This is a genomic window from Martinezella sp. CNPSo 3957 (genome assembly GCF_057784395.1).
In genome coordinates this window covers 926,414-951,440 of sequence record NZ_JBXSOU010000001.1, presented here as the reverse complement: position 1 = coordinate 951,440, position 25,027 = coordinate 926,414, and the positions used below count along the sequence as shown (strand labels likewise).

Below are 25,027 nucleotides of genomic sequence, written 5' to 3'. Positions count from 1 at the left end.
CCTCGGAGTGGCCTTTCATGCCGGGTTCTCTGCGAGTATAGCGCGGTTACGGTTTGCGCTGCCCCGTGGTGATGCTACATAGCCGCTCCGACCTCAAATCCAAGACGAGATGAATGACTGAATCCGCCATCACCTGGAGCATCGCCGGCCTGACTGCCCTCGGTGTCGTTACACGCCCATTCCGATGGCCGGAAGCAATCTGGGCTGTTCTCGGCGCAGCGCTGCTCGTTGCGCTTCGGCTCATCGGTCCAGCCGAGGTATGGACAGGCATATCCAAAGGGTTCGATGTCTATCTCTTCCTGATCGGCATGATGCTTTTGTCGGAGCTAGCACGGCGCGAAGGGCTCTTCGACTGGGTGGCGGCAATCGCCACCGCGCATGCCAAGGGCTCTCCTCGCCGGCTGTTCGTGCTCGTCTATGTCGTCGGCGTAGTCGTGACGGTATTCCTGTCGAACGACGCAACCGCCGTCGTACTCACGCCGGCCGTCTACGCAGCCTGCCGTGCGGCGCGGGTGAAGGACCCCATGCCATATCTGCTGGTCTGCGCCTTCATCGCCAATGCCGCGAGCTTCGTGCTGCCGATCTCCAATCCGGCCAATCTGGTGATCTTCGCCGGCGGCGAGATGCCATCCCTGTCGCGCTGGATGCAGACCTTTCTGCTGCCATCAGTCGTGTCGATCATCGTCACCTTCGCCTGCCTCTACTGGACGCAACGCCATGCACTGGCGGAAGACACGATCGCCCGCGAGGTTGGTCAGCCCGCCCTTTCCCATAGCGCCAAACTGGCAGGATGGGGGCTGATAGTCACCGCCCTCATTCTGATCGTGGCGTCGGCCATGAATGTCGATCTCGGCATCCCGACATTTGTCGCGGGCCTCCTCACGACCGTCATCGTTCTCGCCCTTACCCGGCAAAATCCGCTGGAGACGGTTCGCGGCATCAGCTGGAGCGTAATACCTCTGGTTGCGGGCCTTTTCGTGATCGTCGAGGCGGTCAACCACACCGGGCTCACCGCCCTCCTGTCCGAAAAGCTGGCGTTGCTGGCGGCTCAGTCGCAGACACAGGCCGTCGGCGCTGCCGGGCTTTCGGTTGCAATCGTCTCTAATCTGGTCAACAATTTGCCGGCCGGTCTTTTCGCCGGCAGCGCCGTACAGGCAGCCCATGTTCCTGATTCCATTGCCGGCGCAGTGCTGATCGGCGTCGATCTCGGCCCCAACCTCTCCGTCACCGGCTCGCTTGCCACGATCCTCTGGCTTGCTGCCCTTCGCCGCGAAGGGCTGCATATGGGAGCGCTGGCCTTTCTGAGGATCGGTGCTCTCGTGATGTTTCCGGCTTTGATCCTCTCGCTTGCTGCCCTAGCACTGATCTGACTGCGAACAACATCGAGTTTATAGACGACCGGTCGATTATTTGTTACGGACCGCTCATGATGACGAAGAAGAAATCGGAGCTGACTCGCAGCCATATTCTCGCAATCGGGCGGGAACTGGTGCTGCGCAAGGGTTTCGGAGGCGTGGGCCTGAAGGAGCTGCTCGAGCAGAGCGCCGTGCCGAAAGGCTCATTCTATTACTATTTCGCATCCAAAGAGGCCTTCGGCTGCGCCCTGCTGAAGCAATATTGTTCCGACTACGCCGAGCGGCTCGACGCGCTCTTCGGCTGGAAAGGCAATGGCCGCCAGCGGTTGATGCTCTATTGGAATGCCTGGCTTTCCGACGGCAATACGGCCAGCCTCGCCGACCGGTGCCTGGTCGTGAAGCTTGCCGCCGAGATCTCCGATCTCTCGGACAATATGCGCGTGATCCTGCTCGGCGGTGTCGAGGACCTCATTCGCCGCATCACCAACACAATCACCGAGGGACGCGAGGACGGTTCGATTTCGCCATCGTGCATCCCGGAAAAGACGGCTCGTTCGCTCTATAGCCTATGGCTCGGGGCGGCAATCCTGGCGAAGCTAGGAAAAGACAAGACACCGCTCGACCAGGCCATGCTTGCCACTGAGCAAGCCCTTTTGGCACCCGGCGGCCTTTGATCCAAAGCAGGACCAGCATGTCAACACACAAGGAAAATACAATGCGCAGTGCCATCCACGATGTCTTTGGCGATCCGGCTTCGGTCCTTTATCTGGCCGACATGCCGCTGCCGGAGCCTGCCGCCGGAGACGTGCGCATTCGCACCATTCTCTCCCCCATCCACAATCATGACCTTTGGACCGTGCGCGGCGCCTATGGCTACAAGCCGGTTTTGCCTGCTATTGGCGGCAGCGAGGCGGTCGGCTTTGTCGATGCCGTCGGACCTGACGTCGACAAGACGCTGATCGGCAAACGTGTCGTTGCGGCCGGCGTCCATGGCACTTGGGCAGAGCAATTCACGGCGCCGGCAGCAAGCCTTGTTCCGGTGCCTGACGTGATCTCCGACGAAGCCGCAGCGCAGCTGATCGCCATGCCGTTCAGCGCTATCTCGCTTTTGGAATTCCTCAATGTCGAGCGCGGCGACTGGATCATCCAGAACGCAGCAAATGGTGCTGTCGGCAAGACCCTGGCCATGCTGGCACACAGCCGCGGCATACACATGATCAATCTCGTTCGGCGAGACGGCGGCATCGATGAGCTATCCGCATTCGGTATCGGCAACGCCGTCTCGACCGCGGCGCCCGATTGGAAGGCGAAGGTGCGCGCCATGATCGGCGACGCGCCGATCCGTGCCGCAGTCGATTCCGTCGGTGGTGTTGCGAGCAACGACCTAGCAGACCTGCTGGGCGAAAACGGCCTGCTGGTTTCCTTCGGCACTGCTGCCGGCAAGCCGATGCAGATCGCCTCGAGGGCCGTCATCTTCAAGCAACTCACGATCAAGGGCTTCTGGGGCATCAAGATCAGCGCCGCCATGCCGGCGGAGGAGCGGCGGCGGCTGATCAGCGAACTCATCACACGCGTCGCCTCAGGCGAAGTAAAGCTACCCGTGGAGGCAGCCTACGACATCACCGAGATCTCGGAAGCTGTGAAATCCTCGTTGGCGCCCGGCAAGACCGGCAAGGTTCTGCTGAAACTTCTATAGGTTTTCCTGGGCCTTGGCGTAGCCGCTGCAGCAGAGAGCTGGGGCGGCTACGAGGCACGCGGCTAGATCGATTGCAGCGCCTGCGAACGATTACGCAAAAATTCGCAGAATTGCTCTTGTCCCTCTAGTTACTAGAGGATGTAGCGATGGTTCCAAGACAAAATCTGGAACCGAAACATGACGTCGCCAACACAACAGAGCCGCTATCGCGTAGAGGGCATGGATTGCGCCTCCTGCGCCGCGAAAATCGACACGGCCGTTCGCCGGCTGCAGGGTGTCGAGGATGTTTCCGTCTCAGTCACCGCGGGCACGATGACGATCAAGCATCAGAGCGACCCGAACCTGCTGCCGAGCATCGCAAAGCGTGTCACTGGACTGGGCTACAAGGTTTTTCCACTGCCGCAAAGCAGCGTTCCGACAGAAAAAGCCAATCATGACGATCACGCCTGCGGTTGCAGGCACGACCATCACACGCACGAGTCCGATGGCCGCGACCATGGTCATGCGGGGCACGATCACGAGCATGATCATGATCACGGCGGCAAGCACGATCATGGCGCCGACAGGCATCGACATGGTCATTCCGGTCACAACCACGCTTCGAATGAGCGCGATGCCTCGGTTGCCGGCCTCCACGGTCACGATCATGGACCGACCAGCGGGCCATGGTGGAAATCCGCCAAAGGCCGCCTGACGATCGCAAGCGGTGTGGCGCTCGCCGCCGCCTGGGGTATCGGCAAGCTGGTTCCGGCACTGGACGTCTGGATCTTCAGCGCGGCCATGTTGGTCGGCCTATTACCGATCGCCAGACGCGCCTTCATGGCCGCAACGATGGGCACGCCGTTCTCGATCGAGATGCTGATGACGATCGCGGCCATCGGCGCCGTTATCATCGGTGCCAGCGAAGAAGCTGCTGCCGTCGTCTTCCTTTTCCTGATCGGCGAGTTGCTGGAAGGCGTTGCGGCCGGCAAGGCGCGCGCCAGCATCCAGTCCCTTACGGATCTGGTACCCAAGACCGCGCTCATTGAGGAGAACGGCAAGACCCGCGAAATGCAGGCTGAAAGCCTTCCTGTCGGCGCCATCATCCTGGTGCGCCCCGGCGACCGCGTTCCGGCCGACGGCGTGATTCTCTCCGGCGAAAGCGCAATCGACGAGGCGCCGGTGACAGGCGAAAGCACGCCGGTGCGCAAGAGCGTGGATGCAAGCGTCTTTGCCGGCACGGTCAATGGTGACGCCGCGCTGCGTGTTCGGGTAACGGCGGCAGCATCGGACAATACCATCGCCCGCATCGTCAAGCTGGTCGAGGAGGCGCAGGAATCGAAGGCTCCGACCGAGCGTTTCATCGATCGCTTCTCGCGTTATTACACGCCAGGTGTCGTCGTTGTCGGTGCACTCGTCGCCGTCATCCCGCCTTTATTCCTGGGCGGCAGTTGGAGCGAGTGGGTCTATAAGGGTCTGGCTATCCTACTGATCGGGTGCCCATGCGCCTTGGTCATCTCGACGCCGGCGGCAATCGCGGCATCACTGTCTTCAGGCGCCCGCCGCGGCCTGTTGCTGAAGGGTGGCGCCGTGCTGGAAAATATCGGCAAGGTCACCGCCGTTGCTTTCGACAAGACCGGCACCTTGACCGAAGGCAAGCCCAAGGTCACCGATATTGTCGGTCTCGGCATGAATGAAACGGACGTGTTGCGCCTGGCAGCCGCGCTCGAAACCGGCTCCGGCCATCCCCTTGCCCGTGCCATCCTCGACCGCGCAGCTGAAGCCGGAACGGATATCCCTCAGGTCATCGATGCCAAAGCGATCGGCGGAAAGGGCGTCAGCGGCACGGTCGATGATGTAGACGTTTTCCTCGGATCGCCGCAGGCAGCCACCGACCGCCTATTATTGACCTCGGAGCAATCGGCTCGGATCGCCGCACTCAATGATGAAGGGAAAACGGTTTCCGTCGTGGTTGCCAAAGGTGCAGCCGCCGGCCTGCTCGCTATGCGCGACGAGCCGCGCAGCGATGCGGCCGCGGGGCTCAAGGCGCTGGCCAACGCGGGCATCAAGACGATCATGCTGACGGGCGACAATCAGCGCACGGCTGAGGCGATCGGCAAGACGCTCGGCATAGAGGTTCGCGCGCAACTACTGCCCGAAGACAAGCAGCGGATCGTCGGTGAGCTGAAGCGGCAAGGCTTTCAGGTCGCCAAGGTCGGCGACGGCATCAACGATGCGCCAGCGCTGGCAGCCGCCGATGTCGGGATTGCCATGGGTGGGGGCACCGACGTTGCGCTGGAGACGGCGGATGCCGCCGTGCTGCACGGCCGCGTCGGAGATGTCATCGAGATGATCGATCTTTCCAAGCGGACGATGAGCAATATCGGCCAGAACATCACCATCGCGCTCGGCCTCAAGGGTGTGTTCCTGGTGACCACGATTATCGGCATTACCGGGCTCTGGCCGGCAATCCTCGCCGATACCGGCGCAACCGTACTGGTGACCATGAATGCGCTTCGCTTGCTCGCGCTGCGGCCTCGCCCGGTAGCCGCTTAAACCACGCAAAGGCTGCGCCCCCACAGGTCGGCACCATACGGACCGGGACGGCCTTATCTCGCCTGCCCGGTCCTACTGTTATACAGCCTTCAGGATGCGGATCGTCGCAGGAGCGTGGCCTCTTTCCAACCAAGCTCCGGAGCGATCGATGTCACGAAGTCGTGGATGATCTGCCGGTATTCCTCATCGTGGAACTCATAGGGCAGCTCCAGCCGGAATTCGTTGACATGAGGCAAGATCGGATCTTTGCGCAGGCGCTCAAGAATTTCATCCGAGGAGCCGATGATATCGCGGGCGAAAAGCGTGCGGCGTTCGCCTTGGGGTGAAAGCGTGCGCTCATAGCGGCCGGCGGCGTAGTCCGTATAGCGTTTGCGGGTAATCGCATCCGCGCTGTCGAAGGGCACGATGACTCGTCCGAGCGCCACCCGCCTCGTATCGCCTCCGGACGCGCGATAGGTTTCCAGCTGGCGCGATTGCGCAACGAAGAAATCGTCGGTCTGCTCGCCCGTGGTGACGTTGCCGATCAGCAGATTGAAACCGTTGCGTCCGGCCCATTCGGCAGACCGCAACGAGCCGCCGCCATACCAGATGCGATCGATCAGCCCCTTCGCATAGGGCTGAAGCCGCGGACGCTGCGGGCCGAATGGCGTCTTGATGACCGTATCCTGATTGCCGAGATAGGCGCCCCTCAGATTATCGGCAAAGCGCAGCACCCGCTGATGGGAGAAATCGTGGTTCTCCCAATCGCCATCGAAAGCAAGCGGCCCGATCAGATCCGCATGCAGCGGCCGACCAGCGCTCAATCCGATGTTCAGCCGTCCGCGCGAGAGCACATCCACGGTCGCCAGATCCTCGGCCAGCCGATACGGGCTTTCATAGCCGATGGGAATGACGGCGGTGCCGAGCTCGATATGGCGCGTGCGCTGCGTCGCAGCCGCCAGAAAGGCACTCGCCGAGGAAATGCCGGGCTCCAAGTGCCGCTGACGAACCCAGGCGCTGTTGAAACCCCTCTGCTCTCCGTATTCGAGCAATTGCAGGGTCTGTTCCAGACCGGCTAGCGGATCTTCATCCGGATAGTTTCCAGGCGTGAGAAAGCCGATATGGCTGATCGATGCGGCTTGGCGGCTCATGCGGCTGTCTCCTCAAAATTTCGGCAGGCCCGGCGGATTGGTTTCCGACTTCGGCAAGGCTTCTTCAGCAAGATGCCAATGATCGAGGATCTTGGCGTAGGTACCATCCTTGATCAGCCCATTCGTTGCGATGGTGAGCGCCGCCGCGAGACCACTGCCCTTTCGCGTGGTGATCGCGACATCCGAGCGATCCGGCCAACCGGCGCTCAGCGTGCCCACGCGCTTGATGTTCTTGTCGCGAGCGGCGATGTAGACAAGCTGGGCGTGCGGCTGCACGATGACATCGGCGCGGTTAGAACGCAGAGCCAGAAGGCTCGCCGCCTCGTCGTCGTAATATTGCAGCTCGATCGGCTTCAGGCCGGCTTTGACATCCTCATCGCTCCATTTCAGCAGGATGCGCTCCTGGTTTGTACCAGCGCCGACGATGATGCGCAGGCCGGCAGCATCCTTCGGTTCCTTGATAGACCCAATCTTGCTGTCACTCTTGACGAAGAAACCATGCAGGCCTTGCCGATAGGTGGAGAAATCGAACTTTTCCTTGCGCTGCTCGGTGACGCCGACATTGGAGATGACAGCATCATACTTGCCCGAGGTCAGCCCGAGCGGCCAGTCGATCCAGGCGACCGGGACAAGCTCGAGCTTCAGGCCGAGTGCATCGGCAACCGCATAGGCATAATCGGGATCGGCGCCAACCACCGTCTTGGCATCTGTCGCATAAGTCGCAAGCGGCGGGCCGCCCGGCGCGACTGCCACGGTAAATGTGCCTGGCGTGACGAACTTGAAATTCTTCGGGATGGCGGCAATCGCTGCTTCGTTTTTCGCCGCGTGAACACGTCCCGGCTGTTCCGGGCTCAGGTCGAAATCTTCGGCCGCCATTGCCGGCGCGAGACCGGTCAAGGCAAGCGCCACTGCACCTGCCAGCATAGTTTTGAAGTTAATGCGGATAGTCACGGAACCTGTCTCTCCATTTGCGATGGATGGGAGCGGACCGACGTGAGCCCCACTGACGCCGGTCCGCCCGACCAACATTACGAACCGCTTTTCGGCAGGCCCGCAGGGTTGGTCTTGGATTGATCGACCGCTTCAGCAGTCAGGCTCCAGCGCTTCAGCACTTCGCCATATTTGCCGTTCTTGATCAGATCGTTGAGTGCGAGGGTGATGGCATCGGCAAGGCCTGCGCCCTTTTTCGTCGTCACGGCGATTTCGGCCGTCAGCGGCCAACCGCCCGAGACTGTGCCGACGAGCTTCCTCGTGCCGTTGATGGCGGCCTTATAGGCCTGTGTCGCATTCGGATTGAATTCGACATCGGCACGACCGGACTGCAAGGCAAGATCGGCGGCGGCACGGTCGTCGTAATACTGAACCTCGATAGGTTTCAGTCCGGCTGCTACATTCTGGCGGTCCCATTCGAGAATGATCTTCTCCTGATTGGTGCCAGCGCCGGTGATCACCTTGAGGCCTGCGACATCCTTCGGCTCCTTGATCGCGGTGATCTTGCTGTCAGCCTTCACGTAGAAGCCGAGCACGTCCCTGCGATAGGTGGAGAAATCGAACTTCAGCTTGCGCTCTTCCGTGACCGTTACGTTGGAGATGACAGCATCATATTTCCCGGAGGAGACGCCGAGCGGCCAGTCCTCCCAGGCGACCGGCACCAGATCGAGCTGCAGGCCGAGGGAGTCGGCAAGCAACTGTGCAATATCGGGATCGGTGCCGACGACCGTCTTCGCGTCGGTCGCATAAGTAGCGATCGGCGGATCCCACGGGTTGATCGCGACCGTGAACTTGCCGGGATTGACGAACTTGAAGCCCGGCGCAATCGCCTTGATCGCTGCCTCGTCCTTCTCGGCACGGATGCGATTGGATGTATCCGGGCTCAGGTTGAACTTTTCGGCCGCAATCGTCGGCGTCCCACTCATCGCTACCGCCGTCAACACGCCGGCAACGATATATCTTGCTCTCTCAATGAATGTCATTTCCCTTCTCCTTTTTCAATTTTAAGTTGTTGATACAGCTATAATGGCCCGGACGCCTGCTGCGTCAGAGCGTCGAATGCTTGCCTGCGACTGCTAGAGAACCTTGGCGAGGAAAGCACGCGTGCGCGGATGTCTCGCATCGTTGAGGATCTGTGTGGGCGTGCCGGCTTCGATAACATGGCCGCCCTCCATGAAGACGATGCTATCGGCGACCTCGCGGGCAAAGCCGATCTCGTGGGTGACGATGACGAGCGTCGTACCGGTGCGCGCAAGCTCCTTGATCACATCGAGCACTTCGCCCACGAGTTCAGGATCAAGTGCGGAGGTCGGCTCGTCGAAGAGAAGGACCTTCGGCCGCAGTGCCAGGGCACGGGCGATGGCAACACGCTGCTGCTGGCCGCCGGAAAGCTGGCGGGGATAGGCATCGATCTTGTCGCTAAGGCCGACGCGGGCGAGAAGCTCTTGCGCATAGGCAGTCGCTTCGTCACGGCTCACCCCACGTACCTGGATGGGTGCCTCGATAATGTTTTCTAAAACAGTGAGATGCGGGAACAAGTTGAAGTTCTGAAAGACCATACCGATGTCGGTCCGGCGCTTCAGAATGTCCTTTTCCTTGAGCTCATAGAGCACCTCGCCCTTCTGCGTGTAACCGACGAGTTCGCCATCGACGGAGATGAAGCCGCTGTCGACGCGTTCGAGATGATTGATGGCGCGCAGCAGCGTCGATTTCCCCGAGCCCGACGGGCCGATAATGGCCGTGACGCTGCCGGCTGGCAGGTTGAGCTCGACATCGTCGAGAACTTTCAGCGTGCCGAAGCTCTTCGAAATACCATGGATGCGCACGGCACCGCCCCTGGCACGAAGATCTGTCACGCTCCGAAAAGCGGCGAATGCCCTGGTGTCCGAACTACGGTCTACAGTAGCGGGCAGCGGCCGCTGGAAGCGTCGGAGGAATGCCTGAAACGGCAACGGCGTCGGATTGCGCACCGCACCCCTGGAGAAATAGCGCTCGATATAGTGCTGAGCAATCGATAGCACCGTCATGATGACGAGATACCAGACGGTTGCCACCATCAGCAGTGGAATGACTTCCAGATTGCGGCGATAGATGACCTGCACCGTGTAGAAGAGTTCCGGCAGGGCGAGCACGTAAACCATGGATGTGCTTTTGGCGAGGCCGATGATCTCATTAAAGCCCGTGGGCAGGATGGAGCGCATCGCCTGCGGCAGAACGATGCGGAACGCCTGACGGCGACGCGATAGGCCAAGGGATGCGGCCGCTTCCAGCTGACCTTGGTCAACCGACAGAATGCCACCGCGCACGATTTCGGCAAAGAAGGCCGACTGGTTCAGCGTCAGTCCGAGAAAGGCCGCGGCAAACGGTGTCAGGAGCTGCGTGGTCGGATAATCGAAGAGAACCTTGTCGCTGAACGGGACTCCAATGCTAATGGTTTCATAGAGATAGCCGAGATTGTTGAGAACCAGCAGCAGCACAATCATTGGGATCGAACGCAGCAGCCAGATATAGCCCCAGGAGAGGCTCGCAAGCAGGGGCGACTTCGATACGCGCGCCAGAGCCAATGCCGTTCCGAGGATAGAGCCCGAGACCGCCGCAAGCGCTGTCAGAAGCAACGTCCTGCCAAGGCCAACCAGGACCGGCTCGGCAAAGAACCACTCGGCGAAGACACCCCAGCCCCAGCGCGGATTGGTGAAGGTGGAGTAGAGGACGACCGCCATGACGACTGCGGCAAAGATCGTGCCGGCGGTTCGTCCAGGGTGCCTCGCCGGCACGATGCGATAACGCGAATAATCAGTCTTCGTCTCGGCGGCTCCAGTGCCTCGATCGACACCCGCAAAATCCGTCGTCAGCGCCATGATCTTTACCCCTTTTTGATTGTCGTTGATCCGCGAGGCATTACCGGCCGGCGGCTGCCAAGCGCTGCTGCGAGCCCGAGGTTTCGGCGATATAGGCCAGAGCCAAATGGCTGATATCTTTCTTGAAAGGCAGGCTCTTGTAGATTTCCGGATCGACGGAGGTATCGAACAGGGCTGTATAGCCGTTGTTGAGATAAAGACCGACCGCCTCGGGTTGGCGAAAGCCTGTCGTCAGGTAGATGCGGCGATAGCCCTGCCGCGCCGCCTGGGCCTCCAGCTCGACCAGCAGCCTACGCGCCAATCCCTGGCGACGGAGATCGTGCCGCGTCCAAATCCGTTTGAATTCGGCAGTTTGGTCGTCATAGTGCTTGAAAGCGCCGCCGCCGATCGTCTCCCCGTTTCGGAGCAGGAGCAGGAAATTGCCATGCGGCGGCGCGAAGGCCTCCGGCGGATAGCGATTGAGTTCGGCAGCCGCCCCTTCAGCATTGAAATAGTTGCCGTAGCGACTGTCATATTCGTGGATCAGTTCGTCGATCAGCGGCTTGGCGCGCGGGTCCAGCGTGGTCGTATAAAGAAACGTGTCGCTCATGTCGTTCGTCACCCGTTGTCATTCGCGAGGAAAGTTTCGGCGAGCCGCACCCAGTAGCGAGCCGCTGGCGCGATGATCGCGTCGTTGAAATCGTAGCGGGCGCTGTGCAGCGGCGCGCTGTCACCATTGCCGACGAAGAAGTAGCTCCCAGGCTTTGCCTGCAGCAGGAAGGCAAAGTCTTCGCTTGCCGTCCTCGGCCGGAAATCCGCCACGACGGCAGCGCCTCCAAGCGCCTGCAAGGCGACATTGCGGGCGAATTCCGTTTCCTCGGCATGATTGACGAGGGCGGGAAAACCGAGGCGGTAATCGACTTCCGCTGCGGCGCCAAAGCTTTCCGCCTGCGCGCGTGCCAGGGCGGAAATTCGGTCCTGCAATCTCGCCCGAACAGTCTCATTGTAGGCGCGCACGGTCAGCTTCATCTCCACGCTTTCCGGGATGACGTTGGAAGCCGAACCGGCGTGAATGGAACCGACCGTTGCAACCGCCATTTCCTGAGGATCGATATTGCGCGAGACGACGCTTTGCAGGGCGGTGATGAACGAGGCCGAAGCCAGCACCGGGTCGACCGCACGATGCGGCTCGGCACCATGCCCGCCCTTTCCAACGATCGTGATGACCGCCTTGTCGACTGAGGCCATCGCCGGCCCGGCAACGAAGCCGAACTGCCCCGACGGGACGCCCGGCCAATTGTGCAGGCCGAACACCGCATCGACCGGGAAGCGATCGAAAAGTCCCTCCGACAACATCTTGCGCGCACCCGCGCCGATTTCTTCAGCCGGCTGGAAAATTAGCCGCAGCGTGCCGCTGAAATTGCCGCTTTCGGCAAGATAGCGGGCAGCAGCCAGCAAGATCGACGTATGTCCATCGTGGCCGCAGGCGTGCATGACGCCGGGATTGGCACTCTCGTAATCAAGTCCGGTCGCTTCCTCGATCGGCAAGGCATCCATGTCGGCACGGATGCCGATACTGCGGTTACCAATGCCCCGTCTTAGGGTCGCGACCACGCCGGTCCCGGCTATGCCGGTCGCGACTTCATAGCCCCAATCGGCAAGCAGCGAGGCTACCTTCTTGGCAGTGCGATGCTCCTGAAAGGCGAGTTCGGGATATTGATGCAGGTCGTGCCTAAGCGCGATGATTTCATCGAGATAGGCGGCGATCCCTGTCTCGATTGGATCGGTAATCGAAGCGGTCTTGATGATGGCGTTCATGGTGATCGTCCTGGCTCAAGCGCCTACGGCTTTTGCGGGTTCGATGTCGGCAGCCTCTGCCGCATAACGGCTTTCGCGATATGGCAGTCCAAGGTGATCGCGCAGCGTCTCGCCTTTCAAAGCGGGATCGAAATAGCCGCGCTCGGTCAGGATCGGCAGGACATACCTGGAGAAATCGTCGAAGCCTTCACCGATGACGGGGAAGCCGAGGATGAAGCCGTCGGCGCCCTCTCCGTCCACCCAGCGGATGATTTCACTGGCAATGTGCTCGGCCGTGCCGATGAAGGAGGTTCGCGGTGTTGCCGCGTCGAGCGCCACCTCGCGCAAGGAGAGCCCCTTCTCGCGCGCCGTCTTCTTGATGCGATCGGTCGTGGCGCGGAAATTGTTGCGGCCGATATCTCCGAGGTCGGGAAACGGCTCGTCCAGCGAATAGGCGCTGAAATCGTGATGATCGAAGAAGCGACCGAGATAGGCGAGCGCTTCCTCGATGGTGACGAGATTGCGGATCGCCTGATACTTGGCTTCCGCCTCCTCCTGCGTCGCGCCGACGATCGGCCCGATGCCCGGGAAGATGCCGACATCGGCGGCACTGCGGCCATGGGCAATCGCGGATTGCTTGACCTGCTTGTAGAAGGTCTTCGCGTCTTCCAGCGGTCCGCCATTGGTGAAGACAGCATCGGCATGTTTGCCGGCGAGCCGAATGCCGGAATCGGAGGCGCCGGCCTGGAAGACCACCGGCTGGCCCTGCTTTGAGCGACCGATATTGAGGGGGCCTTCGATGCGGAAAAACCGACCTTTATGGTTCAGGCGATGCAGCTTGGATTTGTCGGCATAAACGCCGCTCTCACGGTCGCGCACGAAGGCATCGTCGTCCCAGGAGTCCCACAGGCCCTTGATCGCATCGAGATACTCGTCGGCGATCTCGTAGCGCAATTCATGCTCGGGATGCTCGCGGCTATAGTTGCGGCCGGAGCCTTCGAGCGGTGAGGTCACTGCGTTCCAGCCGGCGCGGCCCCCGCTGATGAGATCGAGCGAGGCGAATTGGCGGGCGATGGTGAAGGGATCGCTATAAGAGGTGGAGACCGTACCCACCAGACCGAGCTTCGTCGTGAAGGCGGCAAGCGCCGAAAGGATCGTCAGCGGCTCGAAGCGATTGAGGAAATGCGGGATCGATTGCTCGTTGATATAGAGGCCATCGGCAACAAAGGCGAAGGCAATCCCTGCCTCTTCAGCTTTGCGGGTCGTCTCGATGAAGAAGTTGAGATTGGTGCTGGCATCGACCGGGACGCTCGGATGCTTCCAGGCATTCATGTGGCCGCCGGGGCCTTGCAGCATGATGCCGAAAGTGACGTGTTTTTGAGCCATGATGATCCTCCTGGGACAGGCCGCTCAGGCAACGAGGGAAAGGCGTTCTTTGGCGAGCAATTCTATGGAGTTGAGCCGTTCGGCCGCGGTCAGCGCCGGCGTGTCGAGCACGAATTCCTCGACGCCGTAACGGCGATGGAGCGCGTCAAGCTCGTCGCGGATCTGCGCCGCCGTGCCATGCAGCACGCTCGGCGCCTTTTCTTCGGTCCGGAACTCCGAGAAGCCGGCCTGACGGGCAAATTCCGCCGCCTGCTCCTGGGTGCCGACATTGACGCTTTGGCCGTTGGGCAGGAAGAGCTTGACGATGCGCAGCTGGCCGACGCGCTCACGGGCATGGGCTTCGCTTTCGGCGGCAAAGGCTGCGAGCGCCAGGATCGGCACCTTGCCGCCCGTCGCATTCCCGTAGGCTTCGAAGGTATTTCGCAGATTTTCGGGATCGCCGTTCAGATGGCCGGCAAACACTAGCCTCCAGCCCTTCTCCGCAGCAAGCCTTGCGCTTTCGACGCTGGCGCCGAGAAGGAAGCGCTCCGGCGCGCGCGGCGGAAACGGCGTCGCCAATGCGCCATTCGAATGCGAGTCGGCCGCAAGATAGGTGTTGATATCGGAAAGCTGCTCGGCGAAGTCAGGCTTCTTCTCGGGATCGAAGGCCCGCTGCAATGCCCGCGTCGAGAGCGGAAATCCTCCCGGCGCCTTGCCGACACCGAGGTCCACGCGCCCCGGCGCCAACGACGCCAGGAGATTGAACGTCTCGGCAACCTTGTAGGCGCTGTAATGCTGCAGCATGACTCCGCCGGAGCCGACGCGGATCCTCGAAGTCCGGGCAAGAAGATGAGCGATCAGGACTTCCGGCGCCGAACTTGCGAGGTTCGCCATATTATGGTGCTCGGCGACCCAAAAGCGATGATAGCCAAGTTCTTCGGCCCTCGCGGCCAGCCTCGTCGTTGCGCCAAGCGCATCGGTGGCACTGAGCCCATGTTCGATCGGACTTTTGTCGAGAAGACTAAGGAGATAAGACATGCCGTTTCATCCATGTTTTCGCTCGATGTCGACCACGGAGCGCTATAGTCTATAAAAAACATAGATTTTAAGTTATTTAAGAAACAGCTTTCTTTTTCTTCTGCCGGATGCGGAAAAAAACGGCAGCGTCGTGCGAGCTAGCAGTGGATTCACGATTCCAAGCGCATTCGGCAAAGGGAAAAGCACACAATCGACGGCGATTGCATGCAATAGATTGCCAAAACCCGCAAATCAGTTCACCTTTCGGCCATGCCAGATATCGCACGACCATTCGTGACCGATGATGACCCTGATCGGGACATTCGCTGCCAGGACGCGCTTCAAGCCGCTTATCAGGAGTTGGTGAGCGCTGCGATCATGGCGGGATGGTCTGAACGCGAGGTCGTTCTCGCGATTGGTGAACTTGCGGACAAGCACTTGCTCTCGCTTGAAACCAATGACAACGCAGATGCTTTGATTGCATTGCTCCGGCGGATGACCTGATGGCCCCATCCGGGTCACGTCGCAAGCGACCTTAAATTTCGGCTCTTTCGCTATTGAGGCGTGGTCGGCTGTCCTCACGAGGGTAGGCGCTACAGTTCATATATTGATGGCTGCCGGTTGTTTCTTTTGCTGGAAAGATGCCACGGTCGCAGTCCGTACGAATTCAGACAAACAATTCCTATTATAGTCTATAAAAATAGTTTGCTATTTCTATCGATCCACTCCCCGATTTCGCTAGGTTCTGCGCGTTGCATTCACGGAACCGCCGGCAGATCTGATCCGGCCAAGGGGACTAGTTATGAAGTTCAACACACTGATCACTGCGGCCGTGATGGGTCTCGCCAGCATTTCGATGGCGGTCGGCGCGGCCGCTGCCGACAAGAAGGTCGTCGTCGCCTATCAGACCGATGCCCTGCCCTCCTCTGTCGCGATCGCCAACGGCGAGTTCGCCAAAGAGACCGGCTATGAGATCGATTTCCGCAAATTCAATTCCGGAGCTGAGATCTTCGCCGCCATCGCATCCGGCGACGTCCAGATCGGCTATGTCGGCTCAAGCCCATTTGCCGCTGCCGCCTCGCGCGGGCTGGAGGTGAAGGCATTCTACCTCTCGTCCATCTCCGGCGTCGATGAAGCGCTCGTGGTGCGCAATGGCTCCGGCATCCACACACTCGCCGATCTGAAGGGCAAGAAGCTCGCGGCAGCCCCCGTTTCCACCGACCACTATCAGCTGCTCGCTCTCATCAAGTCCCTTGGTCTGAGCGAAAAGGACGTACAGGTCTTCGCCGTTCCGCAGCCGGAAATCGTCGCAAGCTACAATCGCGGCGATATCGACGGCGGTTTCGTCTGGGACCCTGCACTCACCGAGCTGAAGAAGAACGGCAAGGTGCTGGTGACATCCAAGGACGTGGCCGACAAGGGTGCCCCGACGTTTTCCGCCTGGGTCGCAACCTCGAAATTTGCCGCAGACAATCCGCAATTCCTGAAGGCCTATGCCTCGGTGATCAACAAATACTACGCCTCGTTCGCAGCCGATAAGGCCGCCTGGGGGCCGGACAGCGACAACGCCAAGGCGCTCGCAAAGCTGCTCGGCGGCACGGCGGACCAGCAGGCCACCGCACTCAAGAACCTCACACTGCTGACGCCCGATGTGCAGGCATCGACAGCATGGCTCGGCGGTGGCGACCAATCCGGCGCTGCCAAGATCCTCAAGGACACGGCGGCCTTCCTGAAGAGCCAGGGAAAAGTCTCCGAAGTCCTGCCGAACTATGGTGCGTTCGTCACCGCCGACGCGCTTGTCAGCGCAAGTAACTGATCCTCCCTGGCGTCGGCGCGCTTGTCGCGCCGGCGTCGCAATATCGAGAGAGCCCATGCTTCAAGTCGACCATGCCAGCGTCTTCTTTGCAGCGCGTGACGGCAGAACCGTTCACGCGCTCGATCGCGTTTCATTCAACATTCCGGAGCGCGGTATCGTCGTAGCGCTCGGCGCGTCCGGCTGCGGCAAATCCACCCTGCTCAATGCGATCGCCGGTTTCCTGCCGCTTTCGGAGGGAAGGATCACGCTCGACGGAAGGCCTGTTTCAGGACCAGGTGCCGATCGAGGCGTCGTCTTCCAGAAGGATTCGCTGCTGCCATGGAAGTCCGTCATCGACAACGTGGCCCTCGGCCTGCAATTTGCCGGACTGGGCAAGCGGGAACGCCGCGATCGCGCTTCCGAGCTTTTGCGGCTGGTGGGCCTCACCGACTTTGCCAATGCTCTGCCCTATGAATTGTCGGGCGGCATGCGCCAGCGCGTCGGCATTGCCAGAGCACTCGCTACCGATCCCGACATATTGCTGATGGACGAACCCTTCGGTGCACTCGACAGCCTGACGCGTGAGCAGATGCAGGAACTGCTGATCTCCGTCTGGACCAGAACCGACAAGCGCATTTTCTTCATTACCCACTCGATAGAGGAGGCGCTTTTCCTCGGAACGGAAGTTCTGGTCATGTCTCCGAGGCCGGGGCGTGTCGTTGCGCGTTTCGAACTCGATTTCGTACATCGCTTTGCCGCCAGCGGCGATACGAGAGCGATCCTGTCATCTCCCGAATTCGGCAATCTTCGGGACGAGATTCGCGCGATCCTTCACAGCGTCGATCACGTCAGGAGTGCGGCATGAGCGATATTATCGAAACGCGACCAATCGCCGGACCTGAAAAGGAAACACACTCGAAGCTGGTTCGCATTCCCGGCTTCGGCGTTGGTGAAAAACCCACCATCGCCATCAGCATCGCCACGGCGGTCGCCTGCCTGGCGCTGTGGTGGCTCGTCGCCAAGCTCGGGCTGGTGTCGCACCTCTTCCTGCCTCGACCTGACGAGGTGCTGACGCAGATCGGCGTCGTCTACCGCGATGGCTATGCCGGCGCCTCGCTTTCCGAACATATATTGGCGAGCTTGTTTCGTATCGTCGTTGCTGCGGCCATCGCGATCGGGATAGGCATTCCCGTCGGTCTGCTGATGGGCCTCAACCGCTGGGCAAAGGGAATTCTGGATACGCCCATCGAATTCTATTGGCCGCTGCCTCCCCTTTCATATCTGCCGCTGATGATCATATGGCTTGGAATCGGCGAAACCTCGAAGATCACCCTTCTCGTGCTCGCCATGTTCGCGCCTATATGCTTGTCCGCTCAGGCCGGCGTGCGTTCGCTGCCGCTGGAGCGGGTCAATGCCGCGCGTTCACTGGGGGCAAACCGGCTGCAACTTTTCCTGAATGTCGTCCTGCCTTCGGCCTTGCCGGAAATCCTGACCGGCATCCGGATCGCCTTCGGCATCGGCTGGGGAACCCTGGTGGCGGCAGAGCTCATCGCCTCGACACGCGGCATCGGCTTCATGATCATGTCGGCATCGCAGTTTCTTGCCACCGACGTCGTCTTCGTCGGGATCGGCATCATCGCGGTCTGCGCCTTCGCATTTTCCGCCGCCATTCGCATCCTCGAGGCGGTCCTCGTTCCGTGGAAGGGCAAGCTTTAGTCGCAACGGCCGGAAGCCGAGATCGCTTGCGGCTTTCCTCACCATCAAGTCCCTCATTGGGTTCAGAAGACTGACAGGCACAGCATGAGCAGCAATTGCGAATTTCTTTGGTACATCCCCAATGATGTCAAACCGGGCCATCGCGGCGATTCCGCCGTCGAGAATCATAACAGCCTGGAGACCCTGACCAGCCATGCCAAGGCCCTGGAAGATCACGGCTGGAAGGGCGCATTGATCGGCACCGGCTGGGGCCGACCCGACACCTTCACCGTCGCGGCCGCACTTACCGCACGCACCACCAGCTTCGAGCCGCTCATCGCAATCCGCCCCGGCTACTGGCGGCCGGCGCATTTTGCTTCCGCCGCCGCCACGCTAGATCAGCTGAGCGGCGGACGGGTGCGCGTCAACATCGTCTCGGGCAAGGACAATCTTGCTGCCTATGGCGACAGCGAGGGCGATCAAGCCCACCGCTATGGCCGCACCAAGGAATTCATGCGGCTCACCCGCAAGCTCTGGACCGAAGAGAATGTCACCTATGAGGGAGAACATTTTCGCGTCCGCGAATCCACGGCGGCTCCGCGCATCGAGCCTCGCGGGAAACGCCTGCATCCCAAACTCTATTTCGGTGGCGCTTCGGATGCGGCAGAGCGTGTCTCCGCCACGGAGGCCGATGTGCAGCTTTTCTGGGGCGAGCCGCTCGCCGACATCGCTGAGCGGATCAGTCGGCTCAGGACACTCAGCCGAGATCTTGATCGCGATCTGCCGCCGCTTGAATTCGGGCTGCGCATAACGACGCTGGTGCGCGACACGACGGAGCAGGCCTGGATCGATGCCGAGGCGAAAGTCGCCGAGATGGCTGAGAATAATGGCGTCGGCTGGAACGATCACCGGCAATCGATCGCGGTGGGCCAGAAACGGCTGTTCGATCTCGCCGCGCGTGGCGACGTGCTTGATGACAATCTCTATACTGCGCCCGGCAACTTCGGCGGTGGCGGCGCCGGCACCACATGGCTGGTCGGCTCGGCAGAGGATGTCGCCCGCTCCTTGCGCAAATATCGCGATCTCGGCATCACGCACTTCGTTCTCTCGGACACGCCGTATCTGCCGGAGATCAAACGGCAGGGCGAGCAGCTGCTGCCGCTTTTACGCGGCTGAAGTCTCTCAGACGCCATATCAACTGAGGCAGGACTATTTCGATTTCACAGGCGGCCGAAACCGGCCGTCGGGGTTTCATAACGTCGCTGAATTATTTATAGTCGAGGCTAAATATCATTACACGGTTCTTAATCATGGGGAGATGAGCCGCCTTGACGAAATTGCCTGCCGCCGCGGAAAGCCGTCTGTCGTCGACCGAAATCGAGACGCACGCCGAGGCCTTTCAGAAAAGCCGCGAAGATCGACGCACGGAATTGATGGAAGACTACGTCGAGCTCATCGCCGATCTGATAGAACATGCCGGCGAGGCACGCCAGACCGATATTGCACAGAGGCTGGGAGTAACGCAGCCGACGGTCGCCAAGATGCTCAAGCGCCTGGCCGAGGAAAATCTCGTTACTCAACGCCCCTATCGTGGCGTCTTTCTGACTGAAGAAGGCCAGCGCCTGGCCGCCGCAACCCGCCGACGTCACGAGATCGTGGAGGCGGTCCTCTGCCGTCTCGGCGTCGATCCCGATACGGCAAGAAACGACGCCGAAGGAATTGAACATCACGTCAGCCAAAGGACACTCGAAGCCTTCGAGCGCTTCTTGAGGACGTGACTGCTTGCAGCTGACAAAACCGATTGCAATCAAGCCAGAGCCTCTTCTGGGCATATTTTCAACAAGATGAGTTGAAAAGAAATTGATACGCAGCGTTCGGCTTGACCCGTTACTTGATGTCAACGCAAGCTTTACGAATGCTTGCTAACCAGAATTTAGCGAACTGCTGGCCTTTGTATTACGAATACTGACTTTTATTGCCGGCGCAGGGAATCATGATGAACGCCCAGGACTTCAGCAGCACCATTTTCGATCTTGCCCCCGTCGCCATGTGGCTGGAGGACTTCAGCGGCGTCAAGGAGCAGTTCGAATTCTGGCGCGCTGAGGGCGTGACGGACCTGCGTTCCTATCTGCTTGCCGATTTGCAGCGCGTTGCGACCTGCTCGCAGAAGATCAGGCTTCTTGCTGTCAACGCCAGGACGCTTGAGCTTTTCGAGGCGCCTTCCTTCGAAACGCTTGTCGGAAATCTCTCGCAGGTATTCCGGGACGAGATGCTGCAAAGCCATGTGAACGAACTTGTGGCGCTCTGGGAGGGCAAGACCGAATTTTCCGGCACCGCGGTCAACTACTCACTCGGCGGCAAAAGGCTCGACATCCAGCTGCGCGGCATCATCCTGCCGGGTCACGAGAGCTCCTGGAGCCGATTGTTGCTGACCACGGAAGACGTGACCGCTCGTGAGGAGGCAAGACGGCAGGAAGAGCGGCAGCGCCGCTATGCGGAAGGCATGTTCGAACATTCGCCCGTTTCCCTCTGGGTCGAGGATTTCAGCCGCGTAAAAATCCTGCTCGATAAAATCCGCGACCGCGGCATCGTCGACTTTCAGGTCTTTCTCGATGTGCATCCGGAATTCGTCCAGCAATGCATGAGCGAAATCAGCGTCCTTGACGTCAATCAGGCAACGCTCGATCTCTTCTGTGCGCCGGATCGCCAGACCTTGCTCCACCGGATCGGTGAAGTGTTCCGCGGCGATATGGAAAAGCATTTTCGCGGGCAATTGATGGAGTTGTGGAACGGACGCCTCTTCCATCAGCGCGAGGTGCTGAACTACGCTCTCGATGGATCGGAGCGCCATGTCCTCCTGCAATTTTCTGTATTTCCCGGTTACGAGAACGACTGGTCGCTCGTGCAGGTGGCGCTGACGGATATTACCGCCCGCAAGAAAGCGGAAGCCTATCTCGAATATCTCGGCAAGCACGATGTGCTCACCCGGCTTTTCAACCGTGCCTTCTATATGGAGGAGCTCAACCGGCTGGAGCGCAAATCGCTTCGGCCTGTCTCTGCGATCATCATCGATCTCGACGGGCTGAAGGAAGCCAATGACGAGAGCGGCCACGATGCCGGCGACGCGCTGTTGCGGCGCATGGGTGAGGTGCTCAACAGCGTCGTCTCGCTGCCAAATCACGCGGCGCGCATCGGCGGCGACGAATTTGCCGTTCTCCTGCCGGGCGCCGATGAAATCACGGCCGCCGCAATGGTTGAAACGATCAACGAGTTGCTGAAGATCAACAATCAGTTCTATTCAAGCGCGCCTCTCAACGTCTCCGTCGGCGTTGCAACGAGCCAGCCCAGCGAGACCATGGAAGCCATGATCAAGCGCGCGGATATCGGCATGTACGAGCAGAAGAAGGCTCATTACGCCGCGGCGGCTACCACACGCACACATCGCGCAAAGAACGGCGCCTGAGGCCCGGCACTCAGCTAGAGCCCTATAATCCATTGAAACAATTCGTTTTCACAGGCCCGATCACCGGGAACAAAAATCGCGACTTCTCATTTGGCTCGCGGAGAAAGATGGAGTTTTGACATGGACGATCAAGCCGCCAACATCGTGGTCGCAACCCGGACGGCGCTCGACCAGGCCTCAGCGCTCGCGGTCCAATACGGCTTCTCGCTTCTCGGCGCAATCATTCTCCTGATCGGCGGTTGGCTTCTTGCGGGCGTTATCAGCCGCTCGGCCTATCGCGTCATCTCACGCATCCGCGGCATCGACGAAACGCTGGCAAGCTTCTTTCAGAATGTGCTGCACTATAGCTTGCTCATTCTTGTCTTCATCACCGTACTTGGCCAGTTCGGCGTGCAGACCGCCTCCATCATCGCCGCTCTCGGCGCTGCCGGTCTCGCGATCGGCCTCGCGCTGCAGGGCACGCTTCAAAACATCGCCGCCGGCATCATGTTGCTGATCCTGCGACCGTTCCGGGTTGGCGAATATATCGAGACGACGAACGTCAAAGGCTATATCAAGGAGATCGGGCTCTTCGCGACGGAGATGAGGACGGCCGACGGTCTCTACCTCATGGCGCCGAACTCGACGCTCTGGAACACGCCTATCCTCAACCACAGCCGCGAGCCGGACCGCCGCCAGCAATTGTCCGTTGCCATGGGTGAGAAAATCGACATCGATCTTGCCCGCAAGACAATCCTCGACATCCTGAAAACGGATCAGCGCATCAAGGCTGCACCTGCACCGAAGGTCTACCTCGATGATCTGTCAGCCGATCAAGCCGTGCTCGACATAGAATATTGGACGGTTACATCGTCCTGGTCGGATGTCCGGCATGACGTGGTGTCCAAGCTGAAGGCTCGCCTTGCCGAACCGGACATCACAATCAAAACGGCCGCAGCAGTGGGTGGATCCGACGAATGACCTCCACGAAAGCCAAGCCTGCCGCCGGCAGGGAGCTGAGCAAGCGGCAGGCTTTGCGAGGCACGACACCTCAAGCAAGATCGATTTCTTGCGAGGTCTAAACTTCCGCTAGCGGCATTTGTTCCGCATCATCCGAACTCTGCGATTACCCTACCATTTGATGCGGTAGTCCAGACGGACATTGCCAGCTGGCGTCAAAGTTTGCGGATCGGCGAACGATGCCGAGAAATTCAGGTTCGGCGCGAGCGGCTGCTTAAACGAGACCGTGCTGGAAAAGGCACTGCCGACGTCCTTCAGGTTGCCGATCGCGGAGATCGAAGTTCCCGTCCAGGGAACGGCAACGGTAACGGCCTGAGTCGCGACAATGGAGTTTGCCGCGCTCCGCGTGCCCGCGTAGTTGACGTTCAGCGACCTCGACGTGCTCATGTCCAGGTTTTCCGACACCGTCCAGCTCCGCGAGCGTTCGAGGCAAAGCGTTCCCGTGCTGTTGAGCGCATCGACCCTCAATGACACCTCACGGCGCCATACGGTGGAAAAGCGCTTGTTATCGTCGATTGCCGTGCCCCAGAGGGTCGCCAAGCTGCTGCTGCGCAAGATCACGCCGGTGGCTGCGCTACCAAGTCCGAGATCCATGCCGGCGCTGACATCCCAGGCCATCGGCAGCCGGAAACCGAGAGTGGTCTTGTATGTTCTGGGTGCGACTTTGACCGGCGACCAGATCATCAGATCGCTGGCTTTGGTGACCTGCGGCAAGCTGACACTCGCAAGAAGACCAAGAACGCCGCGGAGGACACGTTTTGACTTGAAGCCCATGTTAAAGCCCGCATTCTCTATGCCCTGACCTGACGATGTTCAGGCATACCAAGGCAACAGCCAGACACGGAGCGACGCCGCATTCCGGCTTGGGATTGATTCTGTTCGATTAGGCACCGGCAAAATTGCGGCACATCGGAGCCAAGGATGACGGCATCCGGTTGAAGGGAACAACGCTGCTTCCAATCAAGCAGCACCCTTCGCTTAAAAGAATCCCATCCGGGGCCACGCTTGTAAACCCCTTGACCTCAAGTTTTTTGCTGCGTTGCACACATGTCGCACCCGCGACACCGCCGCAAGAAAGCGACATTGCCGTGAGTGGCCTGAAAAACCCGCCTTGCAGGGACAAATATGTCGCCATCAAAGGATAATCACATTCCCGCGAGCGGCGACAATGCAAGCACCGCGGCAGTGGTTCACTCCACCCGGAGCCCAGCCTTCTTCAAAATCGGAAGCACCCGATCGCAGAAATAGGGCAGTTCCTGCGTATAGTTGACGAAGGACAAGGCGATGCCGGTATAGCCTTGCTCGGCAATGGCAATCATCTCTTCAGCAATACGCTGCGGCGTGCCGATCAGCGGGTAGCTGCCTGCTCCGCCGGCAAAGCGCTGCCGGTAGCGCTCATAGGCCTCGCGATCATGGGACTGCGAGAACTCCTTCTTGCCAGCCATGTGTTGGTCGACGGCGGCGTGATCGGCCATCGTTACGGCATAGCGGGTGTAATAGTCTTCCGCCTCCGTCTGTGTCTCGCGGCAGACGGCGTGACAGACGGTGTAAACGCCAACCTGCCCGCCTCTGCCTTCCGCCCGCGCTGCGATGTCGGCCACATGCTTTCCAGCGTCATCGATCTCGGTAAAGGTGGTAAAGAGATAGTCGCAATGGGCGGCGGCAAAGTCTCGGCCGGGGCCGCCGAAAGCCGCATTCATCGTCACCGGCCGCGGCGCCTGCAGGCTGGCAGGGCGGCTGACGGCTTCCTTCAGATTGTAATAGGTGCCGGCATAGTCAAAGGGCTCATCTGAGGCATAGAGCCTCTCGACGATTTCGAGCCATTCGGCTGCCTGATCGTAGCCCTTTTCGACCAGCGGCACGCCGAACATGCCGAATTCCTTCGGGTTCCAACCACAGACAATGTTCAACCCCGCCCGCCCCTGACTTATGTGATCGACAGTCGCAAGCGACTTGGCAGCATAAAGGGGATGGACGAGCGGCACGTGCACCGTCATGAAAAGGCCGATCCGCTCGGTCGCGGCCGATAGCGCGGCAGCCCAGGTAAAGGTCTCGAAAGACCACTCGCGCACGCGGTTCTTGCCGCCGAAACCGCGCCAGCGGGCAATCGGCAGAAAGAATTCAAGCCCCGCCCGATCCGCAATCTGCGCCGCCGTCAGATTATCCTGCCAACCGGCGGCCCATCGCTCCGGCACATCGGTGATCGCGAGCCCGCCATCTGCATTGGCAGAAAAAACACCAAGCTTCAGCCGGTTCGGCCCCTTCAGCGGATGCAACTTCATGGCGGCTTTCTCCTCCCGAGTTCACCTGGTGTCTATCCTGCAATTTGCAGCGACCCGATAGGAATGTGTGA

General features: G+C 60.1%; 22 protein-coding genes. 12 read left to right on the top strand and 10 right to left on the bottom strand.

Annotation, left to right across the window (positions count from 1 at the left end; genetic code table 11):
* Positions 1-113: 113 nt before the first annotated feature.
* From AC13QE_RS04450 to AC13QE_RS04435, 4 genes are all read left to right on the top strand, one after another.
* A complete protein-coding gene (locus AC13QE_RS04450) occupies positions 114-1,370 on the top strand; it encodes an arsenic transporter (RefSeq protein WP_488482743.1) in 1,257 nt (418 codons plus the stop codon).
* Between the two features lie 59 nt (positions 1,371-1,429).
* The gene (locus AC13QE_RS04445; RefSeq protein ID WP_246712164.1) at positions 1,430-2,029 is read left to right on the top strand and encodes a TetR/AcrR family transcriptional regulator; all 600 of its coding nucleotides are present in this window, start codon (positions 1,430-1,432) and stop codon (positions 2,027-2,029) included.
* Between the two features lie 41 nt (positions 2,030-2,070).
* The gene (locus AC13QE_RS04440; protein WP_488482742.1) at positions 2,071-3,051 is read left to right on the top strand and encodes a zinc-binding dehydrogenase; all 981 of its coding nucleotides are present in this window, start codon (positions 2,071-2,073) and stop codon (positions 3,049-3,051) included.
* A gap of 177 nt (positions 3,052-3,228) precedes the next feature.
* Positions 3,229-5,586, top strand: a complete 2,358-nt coding sequence (locus tag AC13QE_RS04435; RefSeq protein WP_488482741.1) for a heavy metal translocating P-type ATPase — start codon at positions 3,229-3,231, stop codon at positions 5,584-5,586.
* An 89-nt stretch (positions 5,587-5,675) separates the two neighbouring features.
* On the opposite strand, the gene AC13QE_RS04430 is transcribed toward AC13QE_RS04435, so the two are convergent.
* From AC13QE_RS04430 to AC13QE_RS04395, 8 genes are all read right to left on the bottom strand, one after another.
* Complete coding sequence (locus AC13QE_RS04430) at positions 5,676-6,716, bottom strand: LLM class flavin-dependent oxidoreductase (RefSeq protein ID WP_488482740.1); 1,041 nt, start codon at positions 6,714-6,716, stop codon at positions 5,676-5,678.
* Between the two features lie 12 nt (positions 6,717-6,728).
* Positions 6,729-7,640, bottom strand: coding sequence for an ABC transporter substrate-binding protein (locus AC13QE_RS04425; protein WP_488482874.1), 912 nt, complete (start codon positions 7,638-7,640; stop codon positions 6,729-6,731).
* Positions 7,641-7,744: 104 nt separating this feature from the next.
* Complete coding sequence (locus tag AC13QE_RS04420) at positions 7,745-8,689, bottom strand: ABC transporter substrate-binding protein (protein ID WP_488482739.1); 945 nt, start codon at positions 8,687-8,689, stop codon at positions 7,745-7,747.
* Positions 8,690-8,782: 93 nt separating this feature from the next.
* Positions 8,783-10,564 carry an amino acid ABC transporter permease/ATP-binding protein gene (locus tag AC13QE_RS04415; protein WP_488482738.1) on the bottom strand — a complete coding sequence of 594 codons (1,782 nt, stop codon included), beginning with the start codon at positions 10,562-10,564 and terminating at the stop codon, positions 8,783-8,785.
* A 40-nt stretch (positions 10,565-10,604) separates the two neighbouring features.
* The gene (locus tag AC13QE_RS04410) at positions 10,605-11,153 is read right to left on the bottom strand and encodes a GNAT family N-acetyltransferase (RefSeq protein WP_488482737.1); all 549 of its coding nucleotides are present in this window, start codon (positions 11,151-11,153) and stop codon (positions 10,605-10,607) included.
* Between the two features lie 8 nt (positions 11,154-11,161).
* Positions 11,162-12,361 (bottom strand): M20 aminoacylase family protein, encoded by a 1,200-nt coding sequence (locus AC13QE_RS04405; protein WP_488482736.1) that lies wholly within the window; start codon positions 12,359-12,361, stop codon positions 11,162-11,164.
* Positions 12,362-12,376: 15 nt separating this feature from the next.
* Positions 12,377-13,726, bottom strand: coding sequence for an LLM class flavin-dependent oxidoreductase (locus AC13QE_RS04400; RefSeq protein ID WP_488482735.1), 1,350 nt, complete (start codon positions 13,724-13,726; stop codon positions 12,377-12,379).
* Between the two features lie 24 nt (positions 13,727-13,750).
* The gene (locus AC13QE_RS04395) at positions 13,751-14,743 is read right to left on the bottom strand and encodes an LLM class flavin-dependent oxidoreductase (RefSeq protein ID WP_488482734.1); all 993 of its coding nucleotides are present in this window, start codon (positions 14,741-14,743) and stop codon (positions 13,751-13,753) included.
* Between the two features lie 273 nt (positions 14,744-15,016).
* On the opposite strand from AC13QE_RS04395, the gene AC13QE_RS04390 reads away from it, so the two are divergent.
* The 8 genes from AC13QE_RS04390 to AC13QE_RS04355 all read left to right on the top strand — a co-directional run bounded on the left by AC13QE_RS04390 (position 15,017) and on the right by AC13QE_RS04355 (position 22,635).
* Positions 15,017-15,226, top strand: coding sequence for a hypothetical protein (locus tag AC13QE_RS04390; protein ID WP_488482733.1), 210 nt, complete (start codon positions 15,017-15,019; stop codon positions 15,224-15,226).
* A 331-nt stretch (positions 15,227-15,557) separates the two neighbouring features.
* Positions 15,558-16,538, top strand: coding sequence for a taurine ABC transporter substrate-binding protein (gene tauA / locus AC13QE_RS04385; protein WP_488482873.1), 981 nt, complete (start codon positions 15,558-15,560; stop codon positions 16,536-16,538).
* 55 nt (positions 16,539-16,593) lie between these two features.
* Positions 16,594-17,382 carry a taurine ABC transporter ATP-binding protein gene (locus AC13QE_RS04380; protein WP_488482732.1) on the top strand — a complete coding sequence of 263 codons (789 nt, stop codon included), beginning with the start codon at positions 16,594-16,596 and terminating at the stop codon, positions 17,380-17,382.
* The gene (locus AC13QE_RS04375) at positions 17,379-18,233 is read left to right on the top strand and encodes an ABC transporter permease subunit (protein ID WP_488482731.1); all 855 of its coding nucleotides are present in this window, start codon (positions 17,379-17,381) and stop codon (positions 18,231-18,233) included. Before AC13QE_RS04380 ends, AC13QE_RS04375 begins: the two co-directional genes overlap by 4 nt.
* A gap of 84 nt (positions 18,234-18,317) precedes the next feature.
* Positions 18,318-19,388 carry an LLM class flavin-dependent oxidoreductase gene (locus AC13QE_RS04370; protein WP_488482730.1) on the top strand — a complete coding sequence of 357 codons (1,071 nt, stop codon included), beginning with the start codon at positions 18,318-18,320 and terminating at the stop codon, positions 19,386-19,388.
* 152 nt (positions 19,389-19,540) lie between these two features.
* Entirely contained in the window at positions 19,541-19,990 is a 450-nt protein-coding gene (gene mntR / locus AC13QE_RS04365; protein WP_488482729.1) for a manganese-binding transcriptional regulator MntR, read from the top strand.
* A 215-nt stretch (positions 19,991-20,205) separates the two neighbouring features.
* Positions 20,206-21,675 (top strand): sensor domain-containing diguanylate cyclase, encoded by a 1,470-nt coding sequence (locus tag AC13QE_RS04360; RefSeq protein WP_488482728.1) that lies wholly within the window; start codon positions 20,206-20,208, stop codon positions 21,673-21,675.
* 120 nt (positions 21,676-21,795) lie between these two features.
* Positions 21,796-22,635, top strand: coding sequence for a mechanosensitive ion channel family protein (locus AC13QE_RS04355; RefSeq protein ID WP_488482727.1), 840 nt, complete (start codon positions 21,796-21,798; stop codon positions 22,633-22,635).
* A gap of 150 nt (positions 22,636-22,785) precedes the next feature.
* Here AC13QE_RS04355 and AC13QE_RS04350 read toward each other — a convergent pair whose 3' ends face one another.
* Both AC13QE_RS04350 and AC13QE_RS04345 read right to left on the bottom strand, forming a co-directional pair.
* Positions 22,786-23,448, bottom strand: coding sequence for a hypothetical protein (locus AC13QE_RS04350; RefSeq protein WP_488482726.1), 663 nt, complete (start codon positions 23,446-23,448; stop codon positions 22,786-22,788).
* Positions 23,449-23,864: 416 nt separating this feature from the next.
* The gene (locus AC13QE_RS04345) at positions 23,865-24,956 is read right to left on the bottom strand and encodes an LLM class flavin-dependent oxidoreductase (RefSeq protein WP_488482725.1); all 1,092 of its coding nucleotides are present in this window, start codon (positions 24,954-24,956) and stop codon (positions 23,865-23,867) included.
* Positions 24,957-25,027 lie beyond the last annotated feature (71 nt).